General features: G+C 33.8%; 18 protein-coding genes and 1 tRNA gene. 12 read left to right on the top strand and 7 right to left on the bottom strand.

The annotated features are described in order from the left end of the window. Positions 1 to 4 precede the first annotated feature (4 nt). The 5 genes from ACN0TY_RS10920 (at position 5) to ACN0TY_RS10900 (ending at position 3,734) form a co-directional block, all read left to right on the top strand. Positions 5 to 553 (top strand): DUF1599 domain-containing protein, encoded by a 549-nt coding sequence (locus ACN0TY_RS10920; RefSeq protein ID WP_236959629.1) that lies wholly within the window; start codon positions 5 to 7, stop codon positions 551 to 553. 16 nt (positions 554 to 569) lie between these two features. Further along, complete coding sequence (locus tag ACN0TY_RS10915; protein ID WP_417444518.1) at positions 570 to 1,664, top strand: BT_3928 family protein; 1,095 nt, start codon at positions 570 to 572, stop codon at positions 1,662 to 1,664. Positions 1,665 to 1,764: 100 nt separating this feature from the next. Further along, positions 1,765 to 2,514, top strand: a complete 750-nt coding sequence (gene tpiA, locus ACN0TY_RS10910) for a triose-phosphate isomerase (RefSeq protein ID WP_417444517.1) — start codon at positions 1,765 to 1,767, stop codon at positions 2,512 to 2,514. Positions 2,515 to 2,609: 95 nt separating this feature from the next. Next, on the top strand, positions 2,610 to 3,443 hold the full coding sequence (gene prmA, locus ACN0TY_RS10905) for a 50S ribosomal protein L11 methyltransferase (protein ID WP_236959626.1): 834 nt from the start codon (positions 2,610 to 2,612) through the stop codon (positions 3,441 to 3,443). 15 nt (positions 3,444 to 3,458) lie between these two features. Further along, positions 3,459 to 3,734 (top strand): ATP-dependent Clp protease adaptor ClpS, encoded by a 276-nt coding sequence (locus tag ACN0TY_RS10900; protein WP_236959625.1) that lies wholly within the window; start codon positions 3,459 to 3,461, stop codon positions 3,732 to 3,734. 4 nt (positions 3,735 to 3,738) lie between these two features. On the opposite strand, the gene ACN0TY_RS10895 is transcribed toward ACN0TY_RS10900, so the two are convergent. The 6 genes from ACN0TY_RS10895 to ACN0TY_RS10870 form a co-directional block, all read right to left on the bottom strand. Next, entirely contained in the window at positions 3,739 to 3,939 is a 201-nt protein-coding gene (locus ACN0TY_RS10895; RefSeq protein WP_417444516.1) for a DUF2892 domain-containing protein, read from the bottom strand. Positions 3,940 to 4,110: 171 nt separating this feature from the next. Further along, a complete protein-coding gene (locus tag ACN0TY_RS10890) occupies positions 4,111 to 5,511 on the bottom strand; it encodes an MBL fold metallo-hydrolase (RefSeq protein WP_417444515.1) in 1,401 nt (466 codons plus the stop codon). 114 nt (positions 5,512 to 5,625) lie between these two features. Further along, positions 5,626 to 6,417 carry a sulfite exporter TauE/SafE family protein gene (locus ACN0TY_RS10885; protein WP_417444514.1) on the bottom strand — a complete coding sequence of 264 codons (792 nt, stop codon included), beginning with the start codon at positions 6,415 to 6,417 and terminating at the stop codon, positions 5,626 to 5,628. Between the two features lie 4 nt (positions 6,418 to 6,421). Then, positions 6,422 to 6,835, bottom strand: coding sequence for a DUF6691 family protein (locus tag ACN0TY_RS10880; RefSeq protein WP_417444513.1), 414 nt, complete (start codon positions 6,833 to 6,835; stop codon positions 6,422 to 6,424). Positions 6,836 to 6,844: 9 nt separating this feature from the next. Continuing rightward, the gene (locus tag ACN0TY_RS10875; protein ID WP_417444512.1) at positions 6,845 to 7,402 is read right to left on the bottom strand and encodes a YeeE/YedE family protein; all 558 of its coding nucleotides are present in this window, start codon (positions 7,400 to 7,402) and stop codon (positions 6,845 to 6,847) included. A gap of 70 nt (positions 7,403 to 7,472) precedes the next feature. Further along, positions 7,473 to 8,105 carry a Crp/Fnr family transcriptional regulator gene (locus tag ACN0TY_RS10870; protein WP_417444511.1) on the bottom strand — a complete coding sequence of 211 codons (633 nt, stop codon included), beginning with the start codon at positions 8,103 to 8,105 and terminating at the stop codon, positions 7,473 to 7,475. 103 nt (positions 8,106 to 8,208) lie between these two features. On the opposite strand from ACN0TY_RS10870, the gene ACN0TY_RS10865 reads away from it, so the two are divergent. Beyond that, positions 8,209 to 8,282: transfer RNA gene (locus ACN0TY_RS10865), tRNA-Arg, on the top strand. Positions 8,283 to 8,437: 155 nt separating this feature from the next. On the opposite strand, the gene ACN0TY_RS10860 is transcribed toward ACN0TY_RS10865, so the two are convergent. Next, positions 8,438 to 9,325 carry an AraC family transcriptional regulator gene (locus tag ACN0TY_RS10860; RefSeq protein WP_417444510.1) on the bottom strand — a complete coding sequence of 296 codons (888 nt, stop codon included), beginning with the start codon at positions 9,323 to 9,325 and terminating at the stop codon, positions 8,438 to 8,440. Positions 9,326 to 9,580: 255 nt separating this feature from the next. Between ACN0TY_RS10860 and ACN0TY_RS10855 the strand changes: the two genes are divergently transcribed. The 6 genes from ACN0TY_RS10855 to ACN0TY_RS10830 all read left to right on the top strand — a co-directional run bounded on the left by ACN0TY_RS10855 (position 9,581) and on the right by ACN0TY_RS10830 (position 21,405). Then, positions 9,581 to 12,619, top strand: coding sequence for a SusC/RagA family TonB-linked outer membrane protein (locus ACN0TY_RS10855; RefSeq protein WP_417444509.1), 3,039 nt, complete (start codon positions 9,581 to 9,583; stop codon positions 12,617 to 12,619). Positions 12,620 to 12,638: 19 nt separating this feature from the next. Beyond that, on the top strand, positions 12,639 to 14,153 hold the full coding sequence (locus ACN0TY_RS10850; protein WP_417444508.1) for a RagB/SusD family nutrient uptake outer membrane protein: 1,515 nt from the start codon (positions 12,639 to 12,641) through the stop codon (positions 14,151 to 14,153). Positions 14,154 to 14,591: 438 nt separating this feature from the next. Continuing rightward, entirely contained in the window at positions 14,592 to 16,202 is a 1,611-nt protein-coding gene (locus tag ACN0TY_RS10845) for a sulfatase (protein ID WP_417444507.1), read from the top strand. 205 nt (positions 16,203 to 16,407) lie between these two features. Then, positions 16,408 to 17,808, top strand: coding sequence for a sugar porter family MFS transporter (locus ACN0TY_RS10840; protein WP_417444506.1), 1,401 nt, complete (start codon positions 16,408 to 16,410; stop codon positions 17,806 to 17,808). After that, positions 17,801 to 18,541 (top strand): SGNH/GDSL hydrolase family protein, encoded by a 741-nt coding sequence (locus tag ACN0TY_RS10835; RefSeq protein ID WP_417444505.1) that lies wholly within the window; start codon positions 17,801 to 17,803, stop codon positions 18,539 to 18,541. Before ACN0TY_RS10840 ends, ACN0TY_RS10835 begins: the two co-directional genes overlap by 8 nt. A gap of 11 nt (positions 18,542 to 18,552) precedes the next feature. Next, positions 18,553 to 21,405 carry a sugar-binding domain-containing protein gene (locus ACN0TY_RS10830; protein WP_417444504.1) on the top strand — a complete coding sequence of 951 codons (2,853 nt, stop codon included), beginning with the start codon at positions 18,553 to 18,555 and terminating at the stop codon, positions 21,403 to 21,405. Positions 21,406 to 21,455 lie beyond the last annotated feature (50 nt).

Raw genomic sequence — 21,455 nt, 5'->3', positions numbered from 1 at the left:
ACTTATGCAAAATACATCAAAACAATACGACGAAGTGATAGCTATTTGTCGTGAATTGTTTGGGAAGAAAATGAAGGATTATGGGAGTGCATGGCGTATTCTTCGGCTTCCATCACTTACCGATCAGATATTTATAAAAGCGCAGCGTATCCGTTCTCTACAAGAAAATAGTGAGAGAAAGGTAGATGAAGATGAGGTTTCTGAATTTATTGGTATTATAAATTATAGTACCATGGCACTTATTCAGTTAAAAAAAGGCGTGGTAGAACAACCTGACTTAAATCTTGAAGAAGCTTTAGAATTATATGATTTTAATATTGAGGAAACGAAAAACTTAATGTTGAATAAAAATCATGATTATGGAGAAGCATGGCGAGAAATGCGCGTGAGCTCTTTAACAGATTTAATCCTTCAGAAGTTACTTCGAGTAAAACAAATTGAAGATAATAAGGGAGAAACATTAGTGAGTGAAGGAATCGATGCAAATTATCAGGATATGATAAACTATGCTGTTTTTGCAATGATTCATTTAAAGGAAGAAGGGAAATATTAAAATTATAAAATTTAGAATGGGTAAAATATTAGTGTCAATTGCAAGGATTATTGTTGGTTTTTTGTTTGTTATAAGTGGACTTATAAAACTTAACGATCCTGTAGGTTTTTCATTTAAACTAGAAGAATACTTTAGTCCAAGTGTGTTAAATCTAGAGTTTCTTGCTCCATACGCATTAGCAATTGCAATTGTTTTAGTGGTTTTTGAGACCGTTTTAGGAGTGATGCTCTTAGTAGGATTTAAGCGTAAATTCACTGTGTGGAGTTTATTACTGATGATTCTATTCTTTACATTTTTAACCTTCTATTCTGCCTATTTTAATAAAGTAACCGATTGCGGATGCTTTGGAGATGCTATAAAACTTACACCTTGGGAGTCTTTCTCTAAAGATGTTGTTTTATTACTATTGATTTTAATATTGTTCTTCAAAAGAAAATATATTAATAAATTTAGCTTTGCTGAAATAGCAACTTTCTTATCCTTAGTGCTTTGTGTAGGGTATGTGTATTATGTATATAACCACTTGCCAGTTGTAGATTTCCGTCCTTATAAAATAGGAGCTAATATTATGGATGGGATGGAAGTCCCTGAAGGTGCACCGGAAGCAGTTTATCAATACGATTGGAAATTTACTGTAGATGGGCAAGAAAAGATAATAAGTACCAATGGAGATTATCCTACGGTAGATGGAGATTTTGTTGGTGTTGAAACTACAATGGTTCAGGAAGGATACGAGCCTCCAATCCACGATTTCACGATGGAATTAGACGGTACAGATTATACGGAGGAGATAATGAATTGGGATCGCGTTTTAATTGTGATTTCCAGAACGATTGAAGAAGCAAATACAGACGGATTAGTAGCTGTAGCGGAGGTTGCAGAAGAGGCAAAGAAGAAAGGATATAAAGTTATTGGCTTATCTGCTTCTAATAAAGAGCAGTTGGCTCCTTTTAAAGCAGAATATGATTTAGATCTAGACTTTTACTTCTGCGATTTAACCACAGTAAAAACGATTGTTCGTTCTAACCCTGCTTTATTAGAACTTAAGAAAGGAACAATCACACAGAAGCTTCATTTTAAAGATGCTCACGATTTTGAGTTTGATAACTAACAATAAAAACTTAATTGTAAGAAGATGTTAAGAAGTCGTTTAAATAACTCTTAATTGATATTTTTGCAGTGTAATAAAAATTCAACCAAATAATAAAAAAATGAGAAAGAAAATAGTTGCCGGAAACTGGAAAATGAATAATGACCTTGCTCAAACGCAAGCTTTGATTGGCGATTTAAAAAAGAGTATACCAGCTACAGACGCAGAAGTAAAAATAGCACCAACTTTTACTAATTTATTTCCAGCTTACGAAGCGCTAAAAGATAACGTAATCGAGGTAGTTGCACAGAATATGCATCAAGAAGAGAGCGGTGCTTTTACTGGAGAGATCTCCGCTTCTATGCTTAAAAGTGTTGGAATTAAAACTGTTATTTTAGGACATTCTGAGCGTCGTGCTTATTTTGGTGAAGATGATGCATTATTAGCTAAAAAAGTAGACACAGCGATTAAGCATGAGATGGATATTATTTTTTGCTTCGGAGAGGAACTGGAAGACAGAAAATCTGATAACCACTTTAAATTAGTAGAAAGTCAGTTGAAAAATGGATTGTTCCATTTAGATGCTGCGGATTGGAAGCATATTGTTTTGGCTTACGAGCCTGTATGGGCAATTGGAACTGGTGAAACTGCTAGTCCTGAGCAAGCTCAAGAAATGCATGAGTTTATAAGAAAAACAATAGCAGATAAGTACAATCAAGATTTAGCAGATAGCATTTCTATTCTTTACGGAGGAAGTGTGAAGCCTGCAAATGCAGAAGAGATATTCTCTAAGCCAGATGTAGATGGTGGTTTAATTGGAGGAGCTGCATTAAAAGCAGAAGATTTTATTGGAATCGTAAAAGCTATTTAAATATAGCAATATAGATATTTTGAATAAAGTCGAAGTGTTGTATTTAAATACAGTGTTCGACTTTATTCTTTTAATAGATTTTAAAACATAATAGAATGGATCAAATATATCTGGAGTATACTTTTAAAGTTTCACCAACAAAGCAAGGAAATGAAATTCTGATTGCTGAATTAGGTTATGCTGGTTTTGAAAGTTTTGTTGAGGAAGAGGATGGCGTAGTTGCTTATATCCAAAAGGGAGAATGGAATCCAGAGATATTAGCTGATATTCAGATTTTAGAAAGTGAGCTTTTTGAAATCGATTATGAGTTTAAAGAAATCGAGCAGCAGAATTGGAATGCTGAATGGGAGAAAAATTTTCATCCTATAGAAGTTGACGGATTGTGTACTGTTAGAGCTCCTTTTCATGAAAAGCCGACTACCAAGTACGATATTATTATAGAGCCTAAAATGAGCTTTGGAACTGGGCATCATGAGACAACACATATGATGATTCAGTTTTTGCTGAAGAACGATTTAAAAGGGAAGAAAGTATTGGATATGGGGTCTGGTACTGGAGTATTAGCAATCCTTGCGGAAAAGGAAGGAGCAACAGATATTGATGCAATAGATATTGATAATTGGTGTTATCTTAATTCTATTGAGAATGTTGAGCGTAACGATTGCCATAAGATTAATGTTTTAGAAGGGGATGCCTCTTTATTGGAAGGAAGATCTTATGATGTGATTATAGCGAACATAAATAGAAATATCCTTTTAGCAGATATTCCAACGTATGTAAATTGTTTAAATGAAGGCGGAACTTTACTGCTTAGTGGTTTTTATAAAGATGATATTCCTCAAATTCAAGAGAGATGTGAGGAATTTTCGTTAAAATTTATTGAAAATCACGAAAAGAACCATTGGGTTGCTGTAAAATTTTTAAATTAGCATAAAATATTGAATATGAGTACAAAAGAAAAAATTTCAGAAGAGTTATTGCTTGAAGAGGAAGTACTAAAACAGAATGAAATTGTACTTTATAATGATGAGGTTAATACATTTGATTATGTTATAGAAATGCTTGTAGATACATGTGAGCATACTCCAGAACAAGCTGAACAATGTTCAATTATAGTTCATTACAAAGGTAAATGCACGGTAAAAACAGGAGAATATGATGATCTTAAACCTCGCTGTACAAAGTTGCTTCGCGCTGGATTAAATGCAGAAATAATTTAGATAATTACTTCCCGTTAGTATCAATACCCATCAGTTTATAAACTAAACTGAAACGAAATAGACATGTAATAAGGATAGCAATTGCAAAGAACATAAATATTACGCCTACTAATCCTTTTAAAATTTGAAAGTAAAAAAGTAGAGCTATTATAAATGCTGTAACAACGCGTATTAACTTATCTTTTTGTCCAATATTTTTCTTCAAAACAAAACTTTTTTATAAAAATACATAAATCATTATTGCTAGGAAAGTCATAGAATCATAAAATTTGTAAGGCTTATTTTTTAGCTTTATAAAGTATTAAGGGTTGCTATAAATGAATAAAGCTCATTACATTTATTATGATGTAATGAGCTTTATTTTTTATAAATTATCTTAAGAATTCGGACAAGAATAATTTGTTTTAGGGATTTCAGTGTTTTTTAGCGCTCCAAAACCACCTTTTATATCTACTAGGTTTTTAAATCCTCTAGCTTTTAGTATCGAAGCTGCAATTGCAGAACGATATCCGCCAGCACAATGAACGTAATACTTTTTATTTTTATCTAATTCGTTCATATGCTCATTGATAAAATCTAGAGGAAAACTTTTCCCTTTTTCTAAGTGCTCTGATTCAAATTCTCCAGGCTTACGTACATCAAGAATATTTAAAGTATCATTATATTCTTTTTGAAAAGTTTCTGCAGTAATAGAATCAATAGTATCTACTTCTTTTCCTGCTTTTTTCCATTGCTCCAATCCGCCTTCTAAATATCCTAAAGTGTTATCATAACCAACTCTAGATAGTCTTGTAACAGCATCTTTAGATTTTCCTTCAGGAACAATTAAAAGAATTGGCTGTTTTAAATCTTTAATAAGAGCACCTACCCATGGAGCAAAAGATCCATTAAGGCCTATAAAAATAGAATTAGGAATATGTTCGTTTAGATATTCATCTTGAGTACGAACATCTAATACTAAAGCTCCTTCCTGATTGGCAATTGCCTCAAATTTTTCTGGAGAAAGTGGAACATCACCTTTTTCTAAAACATCATCAAAAGTTTTATACCCCTCTTTATTCATCATCGCATTTTTAGAAAAATACTGTGGAGGAGGCATAATTCCATCTAGAACTTCTTCAATAAACTCTTCTTTTGTCATATCAGCACGAAGAGCATAGTTTGTTTTTTTCTGATTCCCTAGCGTGTCAACTGTTTCTTTACTTAGGTTTTTTCCGCAGGCAGAACCAGCGCCATGAGCAGGATATACAATGATATCATCAGCTAAAGGCATTATTTTATTGCGTAATGAATCGAATAATAAGCCAGCAAGATCTTCTTTAGTGATGTCTTGTTTAATGGCAAGGTCTGGACGACCAACATCTCCTAAAAATAAGGTGTCACCAGTAAAAATAGCGTGGTTTTCTCCATTTTCATCTTTCAATAAATAAGTTGTAGATTCTAATGTATGCCCAGGAGTATGAAGTGCTTTTATAGTGATTTTACCTATTTTAAATTCTTCATTATCTTTAGCTTGATAGCTGTTGTATGTGGTTTTAGCGTTTGGACCAAAAACAATAGTGGCTCCAGTTTTCTCTGCAAGATCGACATGTCCGGAAACAAAATCAGCATGAAAATGTGTTTCAAAGATGTACTTTATAGTAGCATTTTCTTTTTCAACACGTTTTATATATGGATCGGTTTCTCTCAAAGGGTCAATAATTGCAACTTCTCCTTCAGATTCGATATAATAAGCACCTTGTGCCAAGCATCCGGTATATATTTGTTCTATTTTCATAATTATATTTTTTAGCTGATCGTTTAAAAGTTTAAACTTCAGATTAGCATTAATTTTATTACTTCAAAGATACTAAACAACTTTATTCTAGAATGTGATTAATGTTACATTAGCCTAATAGTATAACTCTTTTAAGAGGATGTAGATACTCATAATTAAGATTAAATATCCAAACCCTTTTTTAAGAATCTTATTTGGGATAAAGTTTGATAAACGCCCACCTATTAAAACCCCAACAATTGTAATGGCGCTAAATATTAATAAGAATTCCCAGTCTATTTTCAAGGTCTGCATGTCTCCAGTAAATCCAATTAAGGAGTTAAAGGCTACAATTACTAAGGAAGTTCCTACGGCTTTTTTCATGGGTAAGTTGGCCCATAAAACTAATGCAGGTACGTATAAGAATCCACCGCCGGCACCTATAAAACCTGTGATAATTCCAATTACAAGACCTTGAATAAATGTTTTTAGGTATGGTTGTTTATAATCTAAGCTTCTTAAATCTCTCTTTTGCTTCTTTATCATTGATATAGCAGCTAAAAACATGATTAGCGCGAAAAATGTCATGATAAGCATGTCTTTGGTGAAGATGAAGCTATTCAATGTGAATATTTCATCTGGAATCCAAGGAACCAAAAATCGTCTTGATAGATAAACGGCAATAAACGAAGGGAAAGAGAAGGCGAGACCTGTTTTTATATCTACATTTCCATCTTTATATTTCTGAATTGCACCAACAAGAGACGATGAACCTACAACAAATAGAGAGTAGGCGGTTGCAACGACTGGATTATAAGCTAGTAAATAAACAAGTAAGGGTACTGTTAATATGGAACCACCACCACCAAGAAGACCTATTACTAAGCCGATGATTAGTGCTCCAAAATATCCAATAATACTTTCCATAGATTTAGTGAGGGAGTTTGTCTTTTACCATTCCGTAAACGAAGGTTCCTAAAACGGCTGCAATAATAACAATTATCATAGAGAAAACACCTGTTCCTAGCAAAATATACATTGGACCAGGGCAAGCGCCAGCTAAGGCCCATCCAAGGCCAAATAGAGAGCCTCCAATTAAATAACGAGCGATACTTTTATCCTTATTAGGAATAATAATAGGATTGCCTTCTATACTTCTTATTTTCTTTCTTTTGATGATTTGGATTAGAATAATGCCTGTAACAACAGCGCTTCCAATAATTCCGTACATATGGAATGATTCAAACCTGAACATTTCAAAAATGCGATACCAAGAAACAGCTTCTGATTTTACGAGAACAATTCCGAAGAAAATACCAGTGACTATAAATTTTAGATATTTCATGTTTCTAGTTTAAAAAATTAATGGAATAATTAAATGAGTCATTATCAATCCGCCAATAAAAAAGCCTATTATAGCGATTAGTGAAGGAATCTGAAGTGTGCTCAAACCAGTTATAGCATGACCAGAGGTACAACCTCCCGCATAGCGAGTTCCAAAGCCTACTAAAAAACCTCCGATAACAAGAATTGAAAACCCTTTTAATGTAGATACAGCCTCCCAACCATATATTTCCATTGGAAGTAATGTTTTTCCTATATTTTCAAAGTCAAAAGTCTGAAGCTTTTCCACTGTTTGTGGGTTTAGTAAGATGTTCGTTTCGTTTGAGAGGAAAAAATGAGCTATAAAACCTCCAATAACAGTACCGAGAACAACCATAAGGTTCCATTTTTGGTCTTGCCATTTAAAATTAAAGAATTCACTTTTTTTACCTGCACCAGCAATGGTGCAAAAAGTTCTTAAGTTTGAAGACATCCCGAAAGTTTTTCCGAAGTAAATAAGGGTAAACATAACGAGTGCAATGAGTGGCCCAGATACATACCACGGCCATGGATTTAATATAAAATTCATTTCTTGACGATTATTTATACAAAAGTACAGTACTTCTATAGAAGGCTTTGTAATGAATGTTACTTAACTTCTAAAACTTTAAAACCTCTATTTTATTTCTGTATAATTTTATAACCGATTCGTTTTCTAATTTTTTTAGGAGTCTTGAAACTACAACTCTAGAAGTGTTGAGGTCTTCGGAGATTTCTTGATGGGTGATTGTTAGGATAGTATCACCTTTAATTTTCACCTTGTCAGACAGATATTTTTCTAGGCGTTCGTCCATTTTTAAGAAAGCAAGAGTATCTATAGTTTCTAACATTTCATTAAAACGTACTTGATAACTTTCTAATATAAAATTACGCCAGCTAGCTTGCGTATCAAACCACTCTTGTATTTTATGAGCTGGAACAAATAGAATTTCAGCATCTTTTTCTGCAACAGCTCTAATTTTACTTTTAGCTTTTTTTAAACAGCATGTAAGAGACATGGCACAGGTATCTCCTTCTTCCAAGAAATAGAGGAGGAGTTCTTTTTCACTTTCATCTTCTCGTAATATTTTTACAGTACCACTTATTATTAATGGAACAGCATGTAATTCTTGGTCGATATCCATAATAATATCATGCTGGTTATGCTTTTTTAAAGTACCAAACTCTATCAGTTCCTTGATTATGATGTCACTAAATAAGTGTCCGAATTTCTGCTCAATGAGATTTTTCATGTTTCAAAAATAAGCTTTTATAAAATTTTCAAATAGTTTGATTTGTTTCAAAAAAAATATTATATTTGCACCCGCGTTTAGAAACATCTGAATGTGTGTTAAAGGCCTCGTGGCGCAACTGAATAGCGCATCTGATTACGGCTCAGAAGGTTCCAGGTTTGAATCCTGGCGAGGTCACAAAAAAAGCTCTGTATGAAAATACGGAGTTTTTTGCTTTTTATAATGGACATTATTTTCTTCTTTTAGAAATGCGCTTTAAGATTTACAGGAATACCGTTACAGTTGATTTTATTTTTTGTGTTTGTTTTCAGCATCATTGGTGTAGGCCCAAACTACTTTTTACGTTGGTTTTTTTTATATTTTCTCGGAGATAATTCCATATATTTTTTAAATATCCTAGAAAAGTACAAAGGATCTTTAAATCCCATTTTAAAACTGATTTCTTTAATACTGAGATCGGTATAATTTAAATATTCGCAGGCTTTTTGTATTTTTTTTAAGTTGAAAAATACTAATATAGGATATCCAGTTTCGTTTTTAAACTTACTGTGTAAGTAAGAAGCGGAGTAATTGAATTTTGAAGCAATATCTTTTAACTTCAGATTTTTATCTAAATTCTCTAATAAATATTCTTTGACTCCATCTATTGTAGTTTCTTTTTTTTGGTTATTGAGGTTACTTTCGGGGCTGTTATAGAGAAAAGAGCTAACAAAATTTAAGCTTAGTATATTAGCATATTCTATTTGATGCTCTTTATAGTTGCTATTAAATAGATTAAAAATGTTGTCGAATAAGGCTACTTTCTGACTCGAAAACGGAATATCTTTAGAGTTTTCTATATTAGTTTTATACCTACGATATAGCTCATCCGCAAGAAATCCTTTGAAATGAATCCAATATATGCTCCATGGGTCTTCTTCATCGGCTTTGTATTCATGCATTGTATTTTCTGGAATAATAAAAAATTGATTGGGGAGAATTATAGAAGAAGTGTTGTTAACATTAATTTGTCCTTTCCCTTTAATACAATATATAAAGATATATTGATTTGATCCTTTTTTTCTCAGTCTATAATGGTGGTCTGCTTCTGGGTAATAGCCTAAATCACTGACGTAGAAGCACCTTGTTATAGGATTAGTTTTTACCATTTCTATAATAGATTTTGGAAAAGCAATCATTTTCTGTCCCAAAAATCCTTCTTTTAAAGTAATATTATCCATCTATTAAATCTTTGTGTCCATTTCATAATTCTATATATTATATATATTTGATTAAAAGTATTAATTACATGTTATAATTATAATAATTAAAGGTTAAAATTATTTAAATGATATTTTATTAGTAATATTTTCCTTAGAGTCTTTTTAAAACCGAATTAAATGATAAGAAGTAGTTTAGTCTATGTTTTTAGCTTCTTTTTGTCGATTTTAACCTATATCAGTTATTAAATTATTTAAATCCAATTATATAGACATATGAAACAAGTGATGTTAATTTTTCTAACACTTTTAGTGTATACTAATGGAGTCTCACAAGAAACAGTTTTAGGAACTGTTAAAGACTCTAAAGGGACGCCAATTCCTGGCGTAAATGTTATTGAGCAAGGCACTTCGAATGGAGTGGTTACAGATTTTGATGGTAATTATGAAATCAAGAATGTGTCATCAGTGTCTGTATTAGAGTACTCTTATATGGGCTTTAAATCCCAAATGATTGCGACTAATGGTGAAAACAAAATCGATGTTGTGCTAAATGAAGATTTTGAGCAATTAGATGAAGTGGTGGTGGTTGGTTATGGTACTCAAAAAAGGGAGAAAGTAACAGGAGCATTGTCTTCTGTGAAAGCTGAGGATATTGTTACAGAAGGATCTAATACGGTAGTAAAATCTTTACAAGGTAAGGTAGCTGGTGTGCAAGTGGAATCTGCGGGGGGTAATCCTGGGTCTGGAGTTAGGATTCTAATTAGAGGAACTGGTTCGTTAGGGAATAACAGTCCTTTATATATAGTAGATGGTGTTCAGGTAGGTGATATAAATAATTTAAATCCTACAGATATTTCTTCCATGGATATTCTAAAAGATGCTTCTGCAGCTGCGATTTATGGGTCTAGGGCAGCCAACGGAGTTGTTATAATAACGACAAAATCTGGAAGGGGTGGAGAGAATGTTATAGATTTCAGTACTTATTATGGTTTCCAAAATATTGTTAAGGAGCTGGATGTGTTAAATGCATCGCAGTGGGCAACTGTAAGTAATCTTGCTCACGACAATGCAGGACTTGCTCGTTTAGATATTGCTGATAATCCATCTTCTTTGGGGAAAGGGACAGATTGGCAAGATGAAATATACAGAACAGCGCCAATCCAGAATTACAATCTTTCTGCAAGTGGAGGTGGAGATAATTATAATTACAGTGTTTCAGGAGGATATGTTGATCAAGAGGGGATTGTTAAAAAGACCTCTTATAATCGTTGGAATCTACGTTTAAAGTCTTCCTTTACAAAAGGACGTATTAAGATTGGAGAAACTGTGATTTTATCTAAGGAATACTGGAGAAATATGCCAGGTGGATGGGGAGGTCAAGGAGGTAATCCGGTAGGTTCTGCTCCAAAGATGATTCCAGTTTTTGATGTTTATAATTCAGATGCTGTAGGTGGTTATGGAGGGGCTTATGGGCCTGTTGTTAATGTAGCAAACCCAGTGGCGCAACTAAATTTAGAAACTCCAGAAGGAGAGACTAAAAAAGTGATAATAAATGCTTTTGCTGAAATAGATATTGTAGACGGATTACAGTATAAATTGAATGTAGGGTATACAAACACAAATTCTTATAATTATCAATATACATATCCATATGAAGTTGGAAGCTTGTTTACTAATTTGGATGCTGATCTTTTTGAGTCTCGAGGAGAAACAGGTTATACTTTGGCGGAAAACACGGTAAACTATGATAAAACATTTGGCAAGCATAGTATAAATGCTTTAGCAGGTTTTACTTTTCAAAATACAGAATATAGAGGGTTGAGTGGTAGTAAAAGTGGTATGCCTCCAGGTGTTTATGTTTTAGATGCTGGGACTACTAATATTGCTTCTGGAAGTAATGCATGGGAAAATGCACTGGTTTCTTATTTGGGTAGACTAACTTATTCTTTTGATGATCGTTATGTGTTAACAGGAATTATTAGAAGGGATGGTTCTTCTCGATTTGGGAGTGAGTATAGATATGGTAACTTCCCATCAATAGCATTTGCATGGAATATATCTAATGAGTCTTTTTTTGAGGGAATTAAGTCTACAGTAAATGTTGCTAAGTTTAGAATGAGCTATGGAGTTTTAGGAAATCAAGAATTTGCCGATTACAGATATAGTCCAGCTATTAGTTTAAACACAAATTACGTTACAGGGCAGGGGCAGGCGCTATGGCCGGGAGCTATTCAAACTGCTTTTGCAACTCCAGATATAAAATGGGAAACTTCAAAAACTTTTAATGTAGGTGCAGATTTCACATTTTTTAATCATAAGTTAAATTTCATATTTGATTATTTTGTTAAGGAAAACTCAGATGTATTATTGCAAGTTCCAATTCCATTATCAACAGGAGCAAGCAGTAATAGTCCTTATATAAATGCAGGTCAGATTACGAATAAAGGTTTCGAAACGGCCTTAACTTTTGGAGACTCTCATGAGAATTTTTCATATAGTCTTACTGGAACGCTTTCTGCTATAGATAACCAAGTAGACTTTTTAGGAACTGGTTCTCAACAAATTTTTGGTGGGCAACCAACGCATCATGGAGCTGCAGCGACAGTTACCCAAGCTGGCCTACCTGTAGGGGCTTTTTATTTAATTAAAACAGACGGTATTTTTAATTCTGATGAGGAAGTTAGTTCTCATGAGAGTGGCGGGCAGTTAATCCAGCCGAATGCTCAGCCTGGAGATATTAGGTATATAGATTATAACGAAGATGGGCAGATTGATGAAGATGATCGTCAGTATTTAGGAAGCCCTAATCCAGACTTTTCTTATGGATTTGGTGCTAATCTAGGTTGGAAAAATTTTGATTTAAATATGTTCTTTCAAGGGACGCAGGGCAATATGATTTATAATGGATTAAGACAAGATTTAGAAGGGATGAATTTAGAGTTTAATTATGCTTCTTCTACACTAAATGCATGGTCTCCTACAAATCAAAATACAGATATCCCTAGGCCGGTTATCAATGATCCAAATTCAAATTCAAGAACTTCCGATCGATTTTTAGAAGACGGTTCTTACTTTAGATTCAAAACACTCCAATTAGGATTTACGTTGCCAGAATCTGCATTAAAAAAGGCTAGAATAAGCAAATGTCGTTTGTATATAAGTTTGGATAATATTTTTACAATTACAGATTATAAAGGATATAATCCAGATTTAGGTAGAGCCGGCTCTGTATTAAATAGAGGTGTTGATTTTGGGCATGTAGCTTATCCACTTTCTAGAACATTTTTAACTGGAGTTCAATTTACATTTTAAGGATAAAACATTAATGATTATGAAAAAATATATATACATAGCCACTCTCCTTATATCTTTAATAGGGTGTACTGATGAACTAGAGCAGATAAATCCAAATGTGGTAACGCAGGAGAATTTTTGGAAAACCGATGCTGATGTGCTTTCTGCATTTGCTGCAACCTATAAGATGTTTAAGCAAGTAGATAATGGGTATTGGGGTGTTCGTGGAGTCGAACTAACTAATGGAAGGGGAGATGATTTCTTCATTAGGAATGATGTTAAAAGTTTATATGAGCTATCTACATTTACTAATACACCTACAACTGGAACGCCTAGCGGTATTTTTACTGGATGCTACACGGGGATTTTAAGAGCTAATCAGATTCTTGCTAATATAGATGATGTTAATATTTCAGATAGTAAGAAGCAGGCCTATATTGCAGAAGCAAAATTTTTACGAGGACTTAATTATTTTCACCTAGTGATCAATTTTGAATCGGTTCCTATTTTTACAACTGTGCCACAAACAAGAGAGGATTATTTTGTTGCAAATTCTTCAGAAGAAGAGGTTTGGAAGCGGATAGAAGCAGATTTAAGTGATGCCGTTAATGGCTTGCCAGTTACATATCCTTCACAATGGGTTGGTAGAGCTACTAAAGGTGCTGCAATTGGTTACTTAGGTAAAGCTTATTTGTATCAAGAGAAATGGGCTGAAGCTGAAGTAGAATTCTCTATGTTGGCTACAACAAAGGGGATGTCAAAGGCTCCTTTTAATTATGATTTGTTACCAGATTATGGTGATAATTTTGTTGCAGGGAATGATAATAATATAGAATCTTTATTCGAAATACAGAACCAAAACGTTGGAGGCACTGCACCGTGGGCCGGAGAAAATGCAGATGAATCTCAGGGAGTTACAACCGCTCAGGAGTTTGCACCTGCAGAAGTAGCTGGTTGGTTTGAGGCGTTTCCTACCAACAAAATATTTGAAGAATTTCAAGAAGAGAAAACCATTACTGGAGATTTTGACCCTAGAATGTATGCTACCTTAGTATGGGATTATCCTGGTGCTGAATATTATAACAAACCATTTTCTGAATTCGAATTACAATTTGGTTTTAATTCGATGATTAGAAAATATCAAAATTGGAGAGATGATAATGAAGGCATTTGGATTTCAGAGATAAATGAGAAAGCATTACGTTATGCAGATATTTTATTAATGTACGCAGAAGCTTTAACTATGCAAGGAAAGAGTTCTGAAGCGATGCCTTTATTAAATAGAATTAGAGAGCGTGCAAATTTAGAATCGTTAATATCATTAAGTCAAGCTGATATGATGGAAGAAATCAGACATCAGCGTATGGTAGAATTTTTTAGGGAAGGTCTTCGCTTTTATGATTTAAAAAGATGGGGAATGATTCAAGAGGAAGTAGATGCGAGTGATAAAGAAGGGAAGGAGTTTCTGACATTGCCTAAACATGAGTATTTCCCAATTCCACAGGGCGAGATAAATACAAATCCTGAGATTGAGCAGAATCCAGATTGGTAATATATTATTGGCATGGGCAGGTTATTTTAGTAGTTTGCCCATGTTTTTTTTGCTTTATTCCTATGTGTTTGAATAATATTAAATCAATATTAGTGCTTATTTAGTAGTTAGGTTTAATTTTTCAATTATAAATATTATGCGACTCTTCATAATATTTATAGAAGTTCAGATGTTTTCAAAATAAAGTAATAATGTCTATGTTTTTCACTTTAGCGTCTATTTTTTTTATTTCTTTTATTATCTATTTTTGATATTATGTAATTAAACAATATGTGATATGTAATATTTTATATGATTTATTGAAAATTATTTACTTTGTAGTAAATATTGCACTGTTCATTACGTTTCTTTAACGATGAATAACAAAGCAATAAAAATCTATGTTTTAATTTGATTATGCATACATAGATAATAATCCAGCATTAGAATTAATAATTAATGAAAAGAGATAGTTTGTTTAGATTGGTAGTTAGTATTCTTTGTTTTGCAGCTGTTTTTATAGTTGGTTGTAAAAACAAAGACTCCAAAGAAACCATAGCGGAAACTAAGAGACCAAATATTGTTTTTATTCTCGCAGATGATTTAGGTCTTCATGACTTAAGTGTAACCGGTAGTGAATATTATGAAACTCCGAATATAGATAAGATAGCCAAAGAAGGCACTGTTTTTACACAAGGATATGCTGCGAGTAGAGTGTGTAGTCCTTCTCGTGCTAGTATTATGTTGGGTAAGTTTACGGCTAGGCATGGAGTTACCGATTGGATAGGAGCCGCAGCAGGTAAGGACTGGAGAGCACAGGGTCATAATGATAAAGTCTTACCGGCTGCTTATAATCATGCATTACGACCTGATGATACAACACTTGCAGAAGCCTTGAAAGCAGGAGGATATACTACTTTTTTTGCTGGAAAATGGCATTTAGGAGATGAGCCTTCAACGCCAGAGAATAATGGGTTCGATTATAATAAAGGAGGATGGGATGTAGGTAGCCCTAAAGGAGGTTATTTTTCTCCTTGGGATAATCCAAAACTTCCAAACGAAGAGGTAGGTGAGAATTTATCAATGAGATTAGCTAAAGAAACGAATAAGTTTATTGAAGTTAATAAAAATAAACCCTTCTTCGCAATGTTGTCATTTTATGCCGTTCATGGTCCTATACAGACATCAGAAGAAAAATGGAGTAAATATCGTGATAAGTCTGAAAAACAAGGGTTTGCGTCTTCAGGTTATACAATGGAGCGCGTGCTTCCAATCCGAACGCAGCAAGATAATCCAGTATATGCTGGTTTAATTGAGCAGATGGATTTAGCCGTAGGGATAGTTCTTAAAAAATTAAAAGAATTAGGCCTAGAAGAAAATACAATTGTAGTATTTACTTCAGATAATGGAGGCGTAGCTTCAGGAGATGCATTTTCTACAACGAATCTTCCCGAGCGTGGCGGTAAAGGTTATCAATGGGAAGGGGGTATTCGTGAGCCTTATTTTATAAAAGTTCCTTATTTAAGGAATGCGCCAAAACATATAGATACTCCTGTTACAGGGGCAGATTTTTATCCTACATTATTAGACTTTGCAGATTTAAATCAAATGCCAGATCAAACACAAGATGGGGTTAGTTTAAAGCCACTTTTTGAAAAAGGAAAGTTAAATGACAGGGCTTTATTTTGGCATTATCCTCATTATGGAAATCAAGGAGGGGAACCTTCCTCAATTATTAGAAAGGGAGATTATAAGTTAATACATTACTATGAGGACGATAGGAATGAGCTTTATAATTTAAAAAATGACGCTGGAGAACAACACGATATTGCAAAACAAGAAACGGAGCGTTCTGAAGTGATGGCGAAAGAATTAATGAGTTATTTAAAATCTGTAAACGCAAACTTCCCGTCTAAAGATCCAAAGTTTGATGAAGATTTAGCAAATAAACAACATCAAGATAGAGAAGAGGAATTGATGCCAAGATTGGAGAATGAGCGGCTAGAAATGTTTTCTAAGACCTATCAGCCTAACAAGGATTGGTGGAACAGTAAAGTAACAAAAGACTAAAGAAGTTATATTGTTAGCCTAAGATCAATCAGAAGCGAAAACCATTTTCGGCAACTAATTAATTTCTGTTTAGGCAAGTTTTATAGAAACTTCTAATGACAATAAATTAGGCATAGAAGCTATTCAGAATAAAGATTAAGCCTAGAAGTGTAATCTCATTTGTATGGATATTAAAATAAAACCTAAATATAAATACCTCAAGTAAATGGAAATAAAGAATTTCAATTTCATATACCTACTCTTTTTAGCACTTGTTTCTGCTATGGGAGGTTTTCTTTTTGGATACGATTGGGTAGTAATTGGCGGTGCAAAACCTTTTTATGAACTTTACTTTGAAATTTCTACGCTACCTTCTATACAAGGTTGGGCAATGAGTAGTGCTTTGATAGGTTGTGTTTTAGGAGCCGTACTCTCAGGGATAGTAGCAGATAGATACGGTAGAAAAAAACCATTAATATTAGCAGCATCTTTATTTGCAATTTCCGCCTTTGGAACTGGGTATGCAGATAGTTTTACTCCTTTTATAATATATAGATTAATAGGAGGTTTAGGTATAGGTTTAGCCTCTACACTATCTCCAATGTATATAGCAGAAATTGCACCTGCAAAATACCGCGGACAGTTTGTAGCAATTAATCAGCTTACAATTGTGATAGGTATTCTGGCGGCTCAAATTGCTAACTACGCCATTGCAGAACCTATTCCTGATGCTTTTGGGAATACAGAAATACTAACTTCATGGAATGGACAATTAGGATGGAGATGGATGTTTTGGATGGAGCTTATTCCAGCAGGATTATTTTTCTTTTTGATGTTTCTAGTACCCGAGAGTCCTAGATTTTTAGCTAAAATAAATAAAAACGACCGTGCTTTAATTGTTTTAGAAAATATTGGAGGGAAAGAATACGCTGCCAAAGAACTAGAATGTATGTGTGCAACCTTGCAAAGTGATATGAGTAAAATTAGACTTTCTGAATTATTAAAACCAAACATTCGTCCGGTTCTTGTTATTGGAATTGTTTTAGCATTTTTTCAACAATGGTGTGGAATTAATATCATTTTTAATTATGCACAAGAGATTTTTGCAGCTGCAGGTTATAGTGTAGGAGACATGCTATTCAATATAATAATCACGGGGAGTGTAAATCTAATTTTCACTTTTGTAGCAATGAGAACAGTGGATAGCTGGGGACGAAGAAAATTAATGCTTTTTGGTTCCATTGGTCTTGCATTGGTTTACGCCATTTTAGGAGGAGCCTATTATTTTGAGTTTAATGGCTGGCCAGTTTTACTTTTAGTGATTACAGCAATCGCAATTTATGCAATGTCTCTAGCCCCTCTTACTTGGGTAGTATTATCTGAGATTTTCCCAAACCGATTAAGAGGAATAGCTATGTCTATTGCTACCTTTTCACTTTGGATAGCTTCTTTTATACTCACGTTTACTTTTCCCATACTAAATGATTTGCTCGGAGCTTATGGTACCTTTTGGGTATATAGTGGTATTTGCGTACTTGGGTATCTGTTTATTAAAAAGAAACTACCAGAAACAAAAGGGAAAAGTCTTGAAGAAATTGAAATTGAATTAACTAAAAATAATGAATAGATTTCTAAAAAATACAATAAGAACTTTAAGTATAGGATTGTTTTTAATAGTAGGTACTTTGAATGCGCAACAAGTTGCAGATGGGAGTTATCTAGATTCGCTTAAAAATGAATTGCGCCTTGCTTGGCCAAAAAATAAAACGATAAACCTTGTCTTTCATGGACATTCTGTTCCAACTGGTTTTTTGACTAAAGGGGTTACGGATCGCTTAAGTTCTTATCCATTTCGGACCTTAAAAAAAGTTAATGACCATTATCCATACTCGGTAGTTAATACGATTACTACTTCTATTGGAGGAGAACAATCAGAACAAGGAGCGCTAAGGTTTAAAGAGGAAGTTCTTAGCTATAAACCTGATGTACTTTTTATCGATTATGCTTTAAATGACAGGAGTATAGGTTTGGAACGCACAAAAATTGCTTGGGAGCAGATGATAGCAGAAGCTTTGGCTTATGGAACAAAAGTTATTTTACTTACACCAACTCCAGATTTGCATGAAGATATATTGCGAGATAACAGTGAGCTAGCTAAGTACAGTGAGCAAATAAGAGTACTCGCAAAAAAATATAATGTTGGATTAGTAGACGATTATAAAATATTTAAGGAGTTAGCAAAAACAGAAGAGCTGTCTAGTTTTATGGCTCAAAAGAATCATATAAATCAAAAGGGACATCAACTTGTAGCAGACGCAATATTTGAAGCCTATTTTAAATGGAATACTGCCGGAAATTAAAAACCAACACTATGAAATTATTTTTAAAAACATTGGGAGTAATTATTAATTCTTTTTTTATAGGACTTTTATTTTACTCTTGTTCTCAACAGCATACAACCGTTATAGACCTTCAAGGTACATGGGACTTTAAAATTGATTCTTTGGATCAAGGTGAAAAGGAGGAATGGTTCTCAAAAGCACTTGATGATACTATAGACCTACCAGGTTCTATGGCTGAGAATGGCAAAGGTGACGATGTAACTATAAATACACATTGGACAGGTAATTTTTGGAATGATAGCCTTTGGTACCAGAGTCCGAAAATGGCTAAGTATAGAGAGCCAGATAATATTAAAATAGCCTTTTGGTTGCAGCCAGAGAAAGTCTATTACGGATCTGCATGGTACCAAAAGAAGGTAATTATACCTGAAAACTGGGATAATAAAAATATCAACTTAAGCCTTGAACGGGCACATTGGGAAACTACACTTTGGGTAGATAATAATAAAGTGGGTATGAATAATAATTTGGGTACGCCACATATTTATTCTATAGGTAATTTACTAACACCGGGAGTGCACACGCTAACTTTAAGGATAGATAACCGTATAAAAGATATTGATGTTGGAATAGATGCGCATAGTGTTTCTGATAACACGCAGACCAATTGGAATGGTGTTGTGGGGGCTATTAATTTGGAAGTTACGCCAAAAGTATACTTAGATAAGGTTAAAATTATTCCTGATGTTGAAAATAAGCTGGTAGTAGTAAATACAATAATTATAAACCAAACAGAAGAGATTGTAGAGGGCGCGACAGTAACCTTAACAGCTAACGGAGTCGGTAGTCTTAAAGATAATTTAGCACCTAAAACCGAAAAAGTTCAACTTAAAAAAGGCATTAATAAAATCAGTATTACTTACCAAATGGGTGACAATCCTTCACTTTGGGATGAGTTTAATCCTAATGTATATCAAATGGATTTAGCTCTAGAAAGTAAAGGAGGGATAGATTCTGAGCAGATAGATTTTGGAATGCGTGAATTTAAAGCAAAAGGGAAACAGTTTGCCATAAATGGAAGAAGTGTGTTTTTAAGAGGAACATTAGAATGTGCTATTTTTCCATTAACAGGGTATACTCCAACAGATGTAGCTTCTTGGGAGCACATTATGGAAACCATTAAAAATCATGGTTTAAATCATATGCGTTTTCACTCTTATTGTCCTCCAGAGGCTGCTTTTAAAGCAGCTGATGCTGCAGGGATTTATTTACAAGTTGAGGCATCTGCCTGGGCAGAAATAGGAGATGGAGCACCTATAGATAAATGGCTTTATAAAGAAGCACAAAACATAATAGACACTTACGGTAATCATCCTTCTTTTGTGATGATGGCCTATGGAAATGAGCCAAGTGGAGATCATCATAAAGAGTATTTAATTGATTTTGTAAATCATTTTAAAAAGGTAGACAATACTAAGGTTTTTACTAGTGGAGCTGGTTGGCCATTTATAGAGAACGCTGATTACTATAACAGTGCAGAACCAAGAATTCAGCATTGGGATGAACAATTGAAAAGTGTGATAAATAGTAAACCACCACAAACCAGATTCGATTATAATAAAATCGTTGAGGAGACGCCAATGCCACATGTTGCTCATGAAATTGGACAGTGGTGTGTGTATCCTAATTTCAAAGAAATGTCAAAATATACAGGGGTTTTAAAGCCTAAGAATTTTGAGATTTTCCAGGGAACACTTGAAGAGAATCATATGGGAGCATTAGCAGATAGCTTGCTGTTAGCATCTGGTAAGTTACAAACTATTTGTTATAAAGCAGATATTGAAGCGGCGCTACGAACTAAAGATTTCGCTGGTTTTCAACTTTTAGATTTACATGACTTTCCTGGGCAAGGAACAGCTTTAGTAGGTGTTTTGGATGCTTTTTGGGATGAGAAAGGATACGTGTCTCCAGAAGAATATCGTGAGTTCTGTAGCGAAACGGTTCCATTAGTGCGATTAGATAAGCGAGTTTTTTATAATACGGAGAATTTAAAAGCTGCTGTAGAAATAGCACATTATGGAGCTAAACCTTTAGATAATGTTACACCTTCATGGAAATTAACTACTAAAGATGGAGCTGTTTTTTCAGAAGGAGAATTCAATAAAAAAAATATTCCAATAGGAAATGGAATTTCATTAGGAGCCATAGATATCGCTCTTAAAGAAATAAGCGTAGCTACAAAACTTACGTTAACTGTATTGGTTAACGGTCATAAGAATAGGTGGGATGTATGGGTATATCCAAGAGATAAGGATAAGATCTCAGGAGAAGAATCTATACGCGTTACAGATAAATTGGATGCCGCTACTTTACAGTATTTAACAGATGGTGGTAATGTATTGTATAATATTAATAAAGGAGATGTTAAGCCTGAAAAAGGAGGAGATATAGGTGTGGGCTTTTCTAGTATATTTTGGAATACGTCTTGGACAAATAGACAGAAACCTCATACGTTGGGTATCCTTTGTAATCCTAATCATCCTGCATTAAAAGACTTCCCTACAGAATACCATTCTAATTGGCAATGGTGGGATGCTATGAGTCATTCTAACGCTATTATTTTAGATGAATTTACTACGGAATTATCCCCTATCGTTCGGGTTATAGACGATTGGTTTGAAAATAGAAGAACAGCCTTATTATTTGAAGCAGCAGTAGGGAAAGGTAAATTATTGATTTCTGGAGTTGATTTACATTCTAACCTAGAGGATAGATTAGAAGCACAACAATTATTGTATAGTTTAAAGAGATATATGGTAGGTGAGCAGTTTAATCCTAAAGTTAAATTAAAAGAGGAAGAGATCAAAGGCCTCTTTAATTAAAGTTTTAAAATAGAAAATATAATTATAGAGGACTTTTATGAAGTCCTATT

Origin of the sequence: Joostella sp. (assembly GCF_048266025.1) — a bacterium.
GTDB lineage: Bacteria > Bacteroidota > Bacteroidia > Flavobacteriales > Flavobacteriaceae > Galbibacter > Galbibacter atrarenae.
This window is presented reverse-complemented; position numbering and strand designations above follow the sequence as displayed.

Excerpts from the sequence above, each read along its gene's own strand:
- ACN0TY_RS10855 (WP_417444509.1), top strand. The coding sequence starts at position 9,581 with ATGAAACAAGTGATGTTAATTTTTCTAACACTTTTAGTGTATACTAAT.
- ACN0TY_RS10860 (WP_417444510.1), bottom strand. The coding sequence starts at position 9,325 with ATGGATAATATTACTTTAAAAGAAGGATTTTTGGGACAGAAAATGATT.
- ACN0TY_RS10880 (WP_417444513.1), bottom strand. The coding sequence starts at position 6,835 with ATGAAATATCTAAAATTTATAGTCACTGGTATTTTCTTCGGAATTGTT.
- ACN0TY_RS10845 (WP_417444507.1), top strand. The coding sequence starts at position 14,592 with ATGAAAAGAGATAGTTTGTTTAGATTGGTAGTTAGTATTCTTTGTTTT.
- ACN0TY_RS10875 (WP_417444512.1), bottom strand. The coding sequence starts at position 7,402 with ATGAATTTTATATTAAATCCATGGCCGTGGTATGTATCTGGGCCACTC.
- ACN0TY_RS10885 (WP_417444514.1), bottom strand. The coding sequence starts at position 6,417 with ATGGAAAGTATTATTGGATATTTTGGAGCACTAATCATCGGCTTAGTA.
- ACN0TY_RS10920 (WP_236959629.1), top strand. The coding sequence starts at position 5 with ATGCAAAATACATCAAAACAATACGACGAAGTGATAGCTATTTGTCGT.
- ACN0TY_RS10900 (WP_236959625.1), top strand. The coding sequence starts at position 3,459 with ATGAGTACAAAAGAAAAAATTTCAGAAGAGTTATTGCTTGAAGAGGAA.
- tpiA (WP_417444517.1), top strand. The coding sequence starts at position 1,765 with ATGAGAAAGAAAATAGTTGCCGGAAACTGGAAAATGAATAATGACCTT.
- ACN0TY_RS10850 (WP_417444508.1), top strand. The coding sequence starts at position 12,639 with ATGAAAAAATATATATACATAGCCACTCTCCTTATATCTTTAATAGGG.
- prmA (WP_236959626.1), top strand. The coding sequence starts at position 2,610 with ATGGATCAAATATATCTGGAGTATACTTTTAAAGTTTCACCAACAAAG.
- ACN0TY_RS10890 (WP_417444515.1), bottom strand. The coding sequence starts at position 5,511 with ATGAAAATAGAACAAATATATACCGGATGCTTGGCACAAGGTGCTTAT.
- ACN0TY_RS10870 (WP_417444511.1), bottom strand. The coding sequence starts at position 8,105 with ATGAAAAATCTCATTGAGCAGAAATTCGGACACTTATTTAGTGACATC.
- ACN0TY_RS10835 (WP_417444505.1), top strand. The coding sequence starts at position 17,801 with ATGAATAGATTTCTAAAAAATACAATAAGAACTTTAAGTATAGGATTG.
- ACN0TY_RS10915 (WP_417444518.1), top strand. The coding sequence starts at position 570 with ATGGGTAAAATATTAGTGTCAATTGCAAGGATTATTGTTGGTTTTTTG.
- ACN0TY_RS10840 (WP_417444506.1), top strand. The coding sequence starts at position 16,408 with ATGGAAATAAAGAATTTCAATTTCATATACCTACTCTTTTTAGCACTT.
- ACN0TY_RS10830 (WP_417444504.1), top strand. The coding sequence starts at position 18,553 with ATGAAATTATTTTTAAAAACATTGGGAGTAATTATTAATTCTTTTTTT.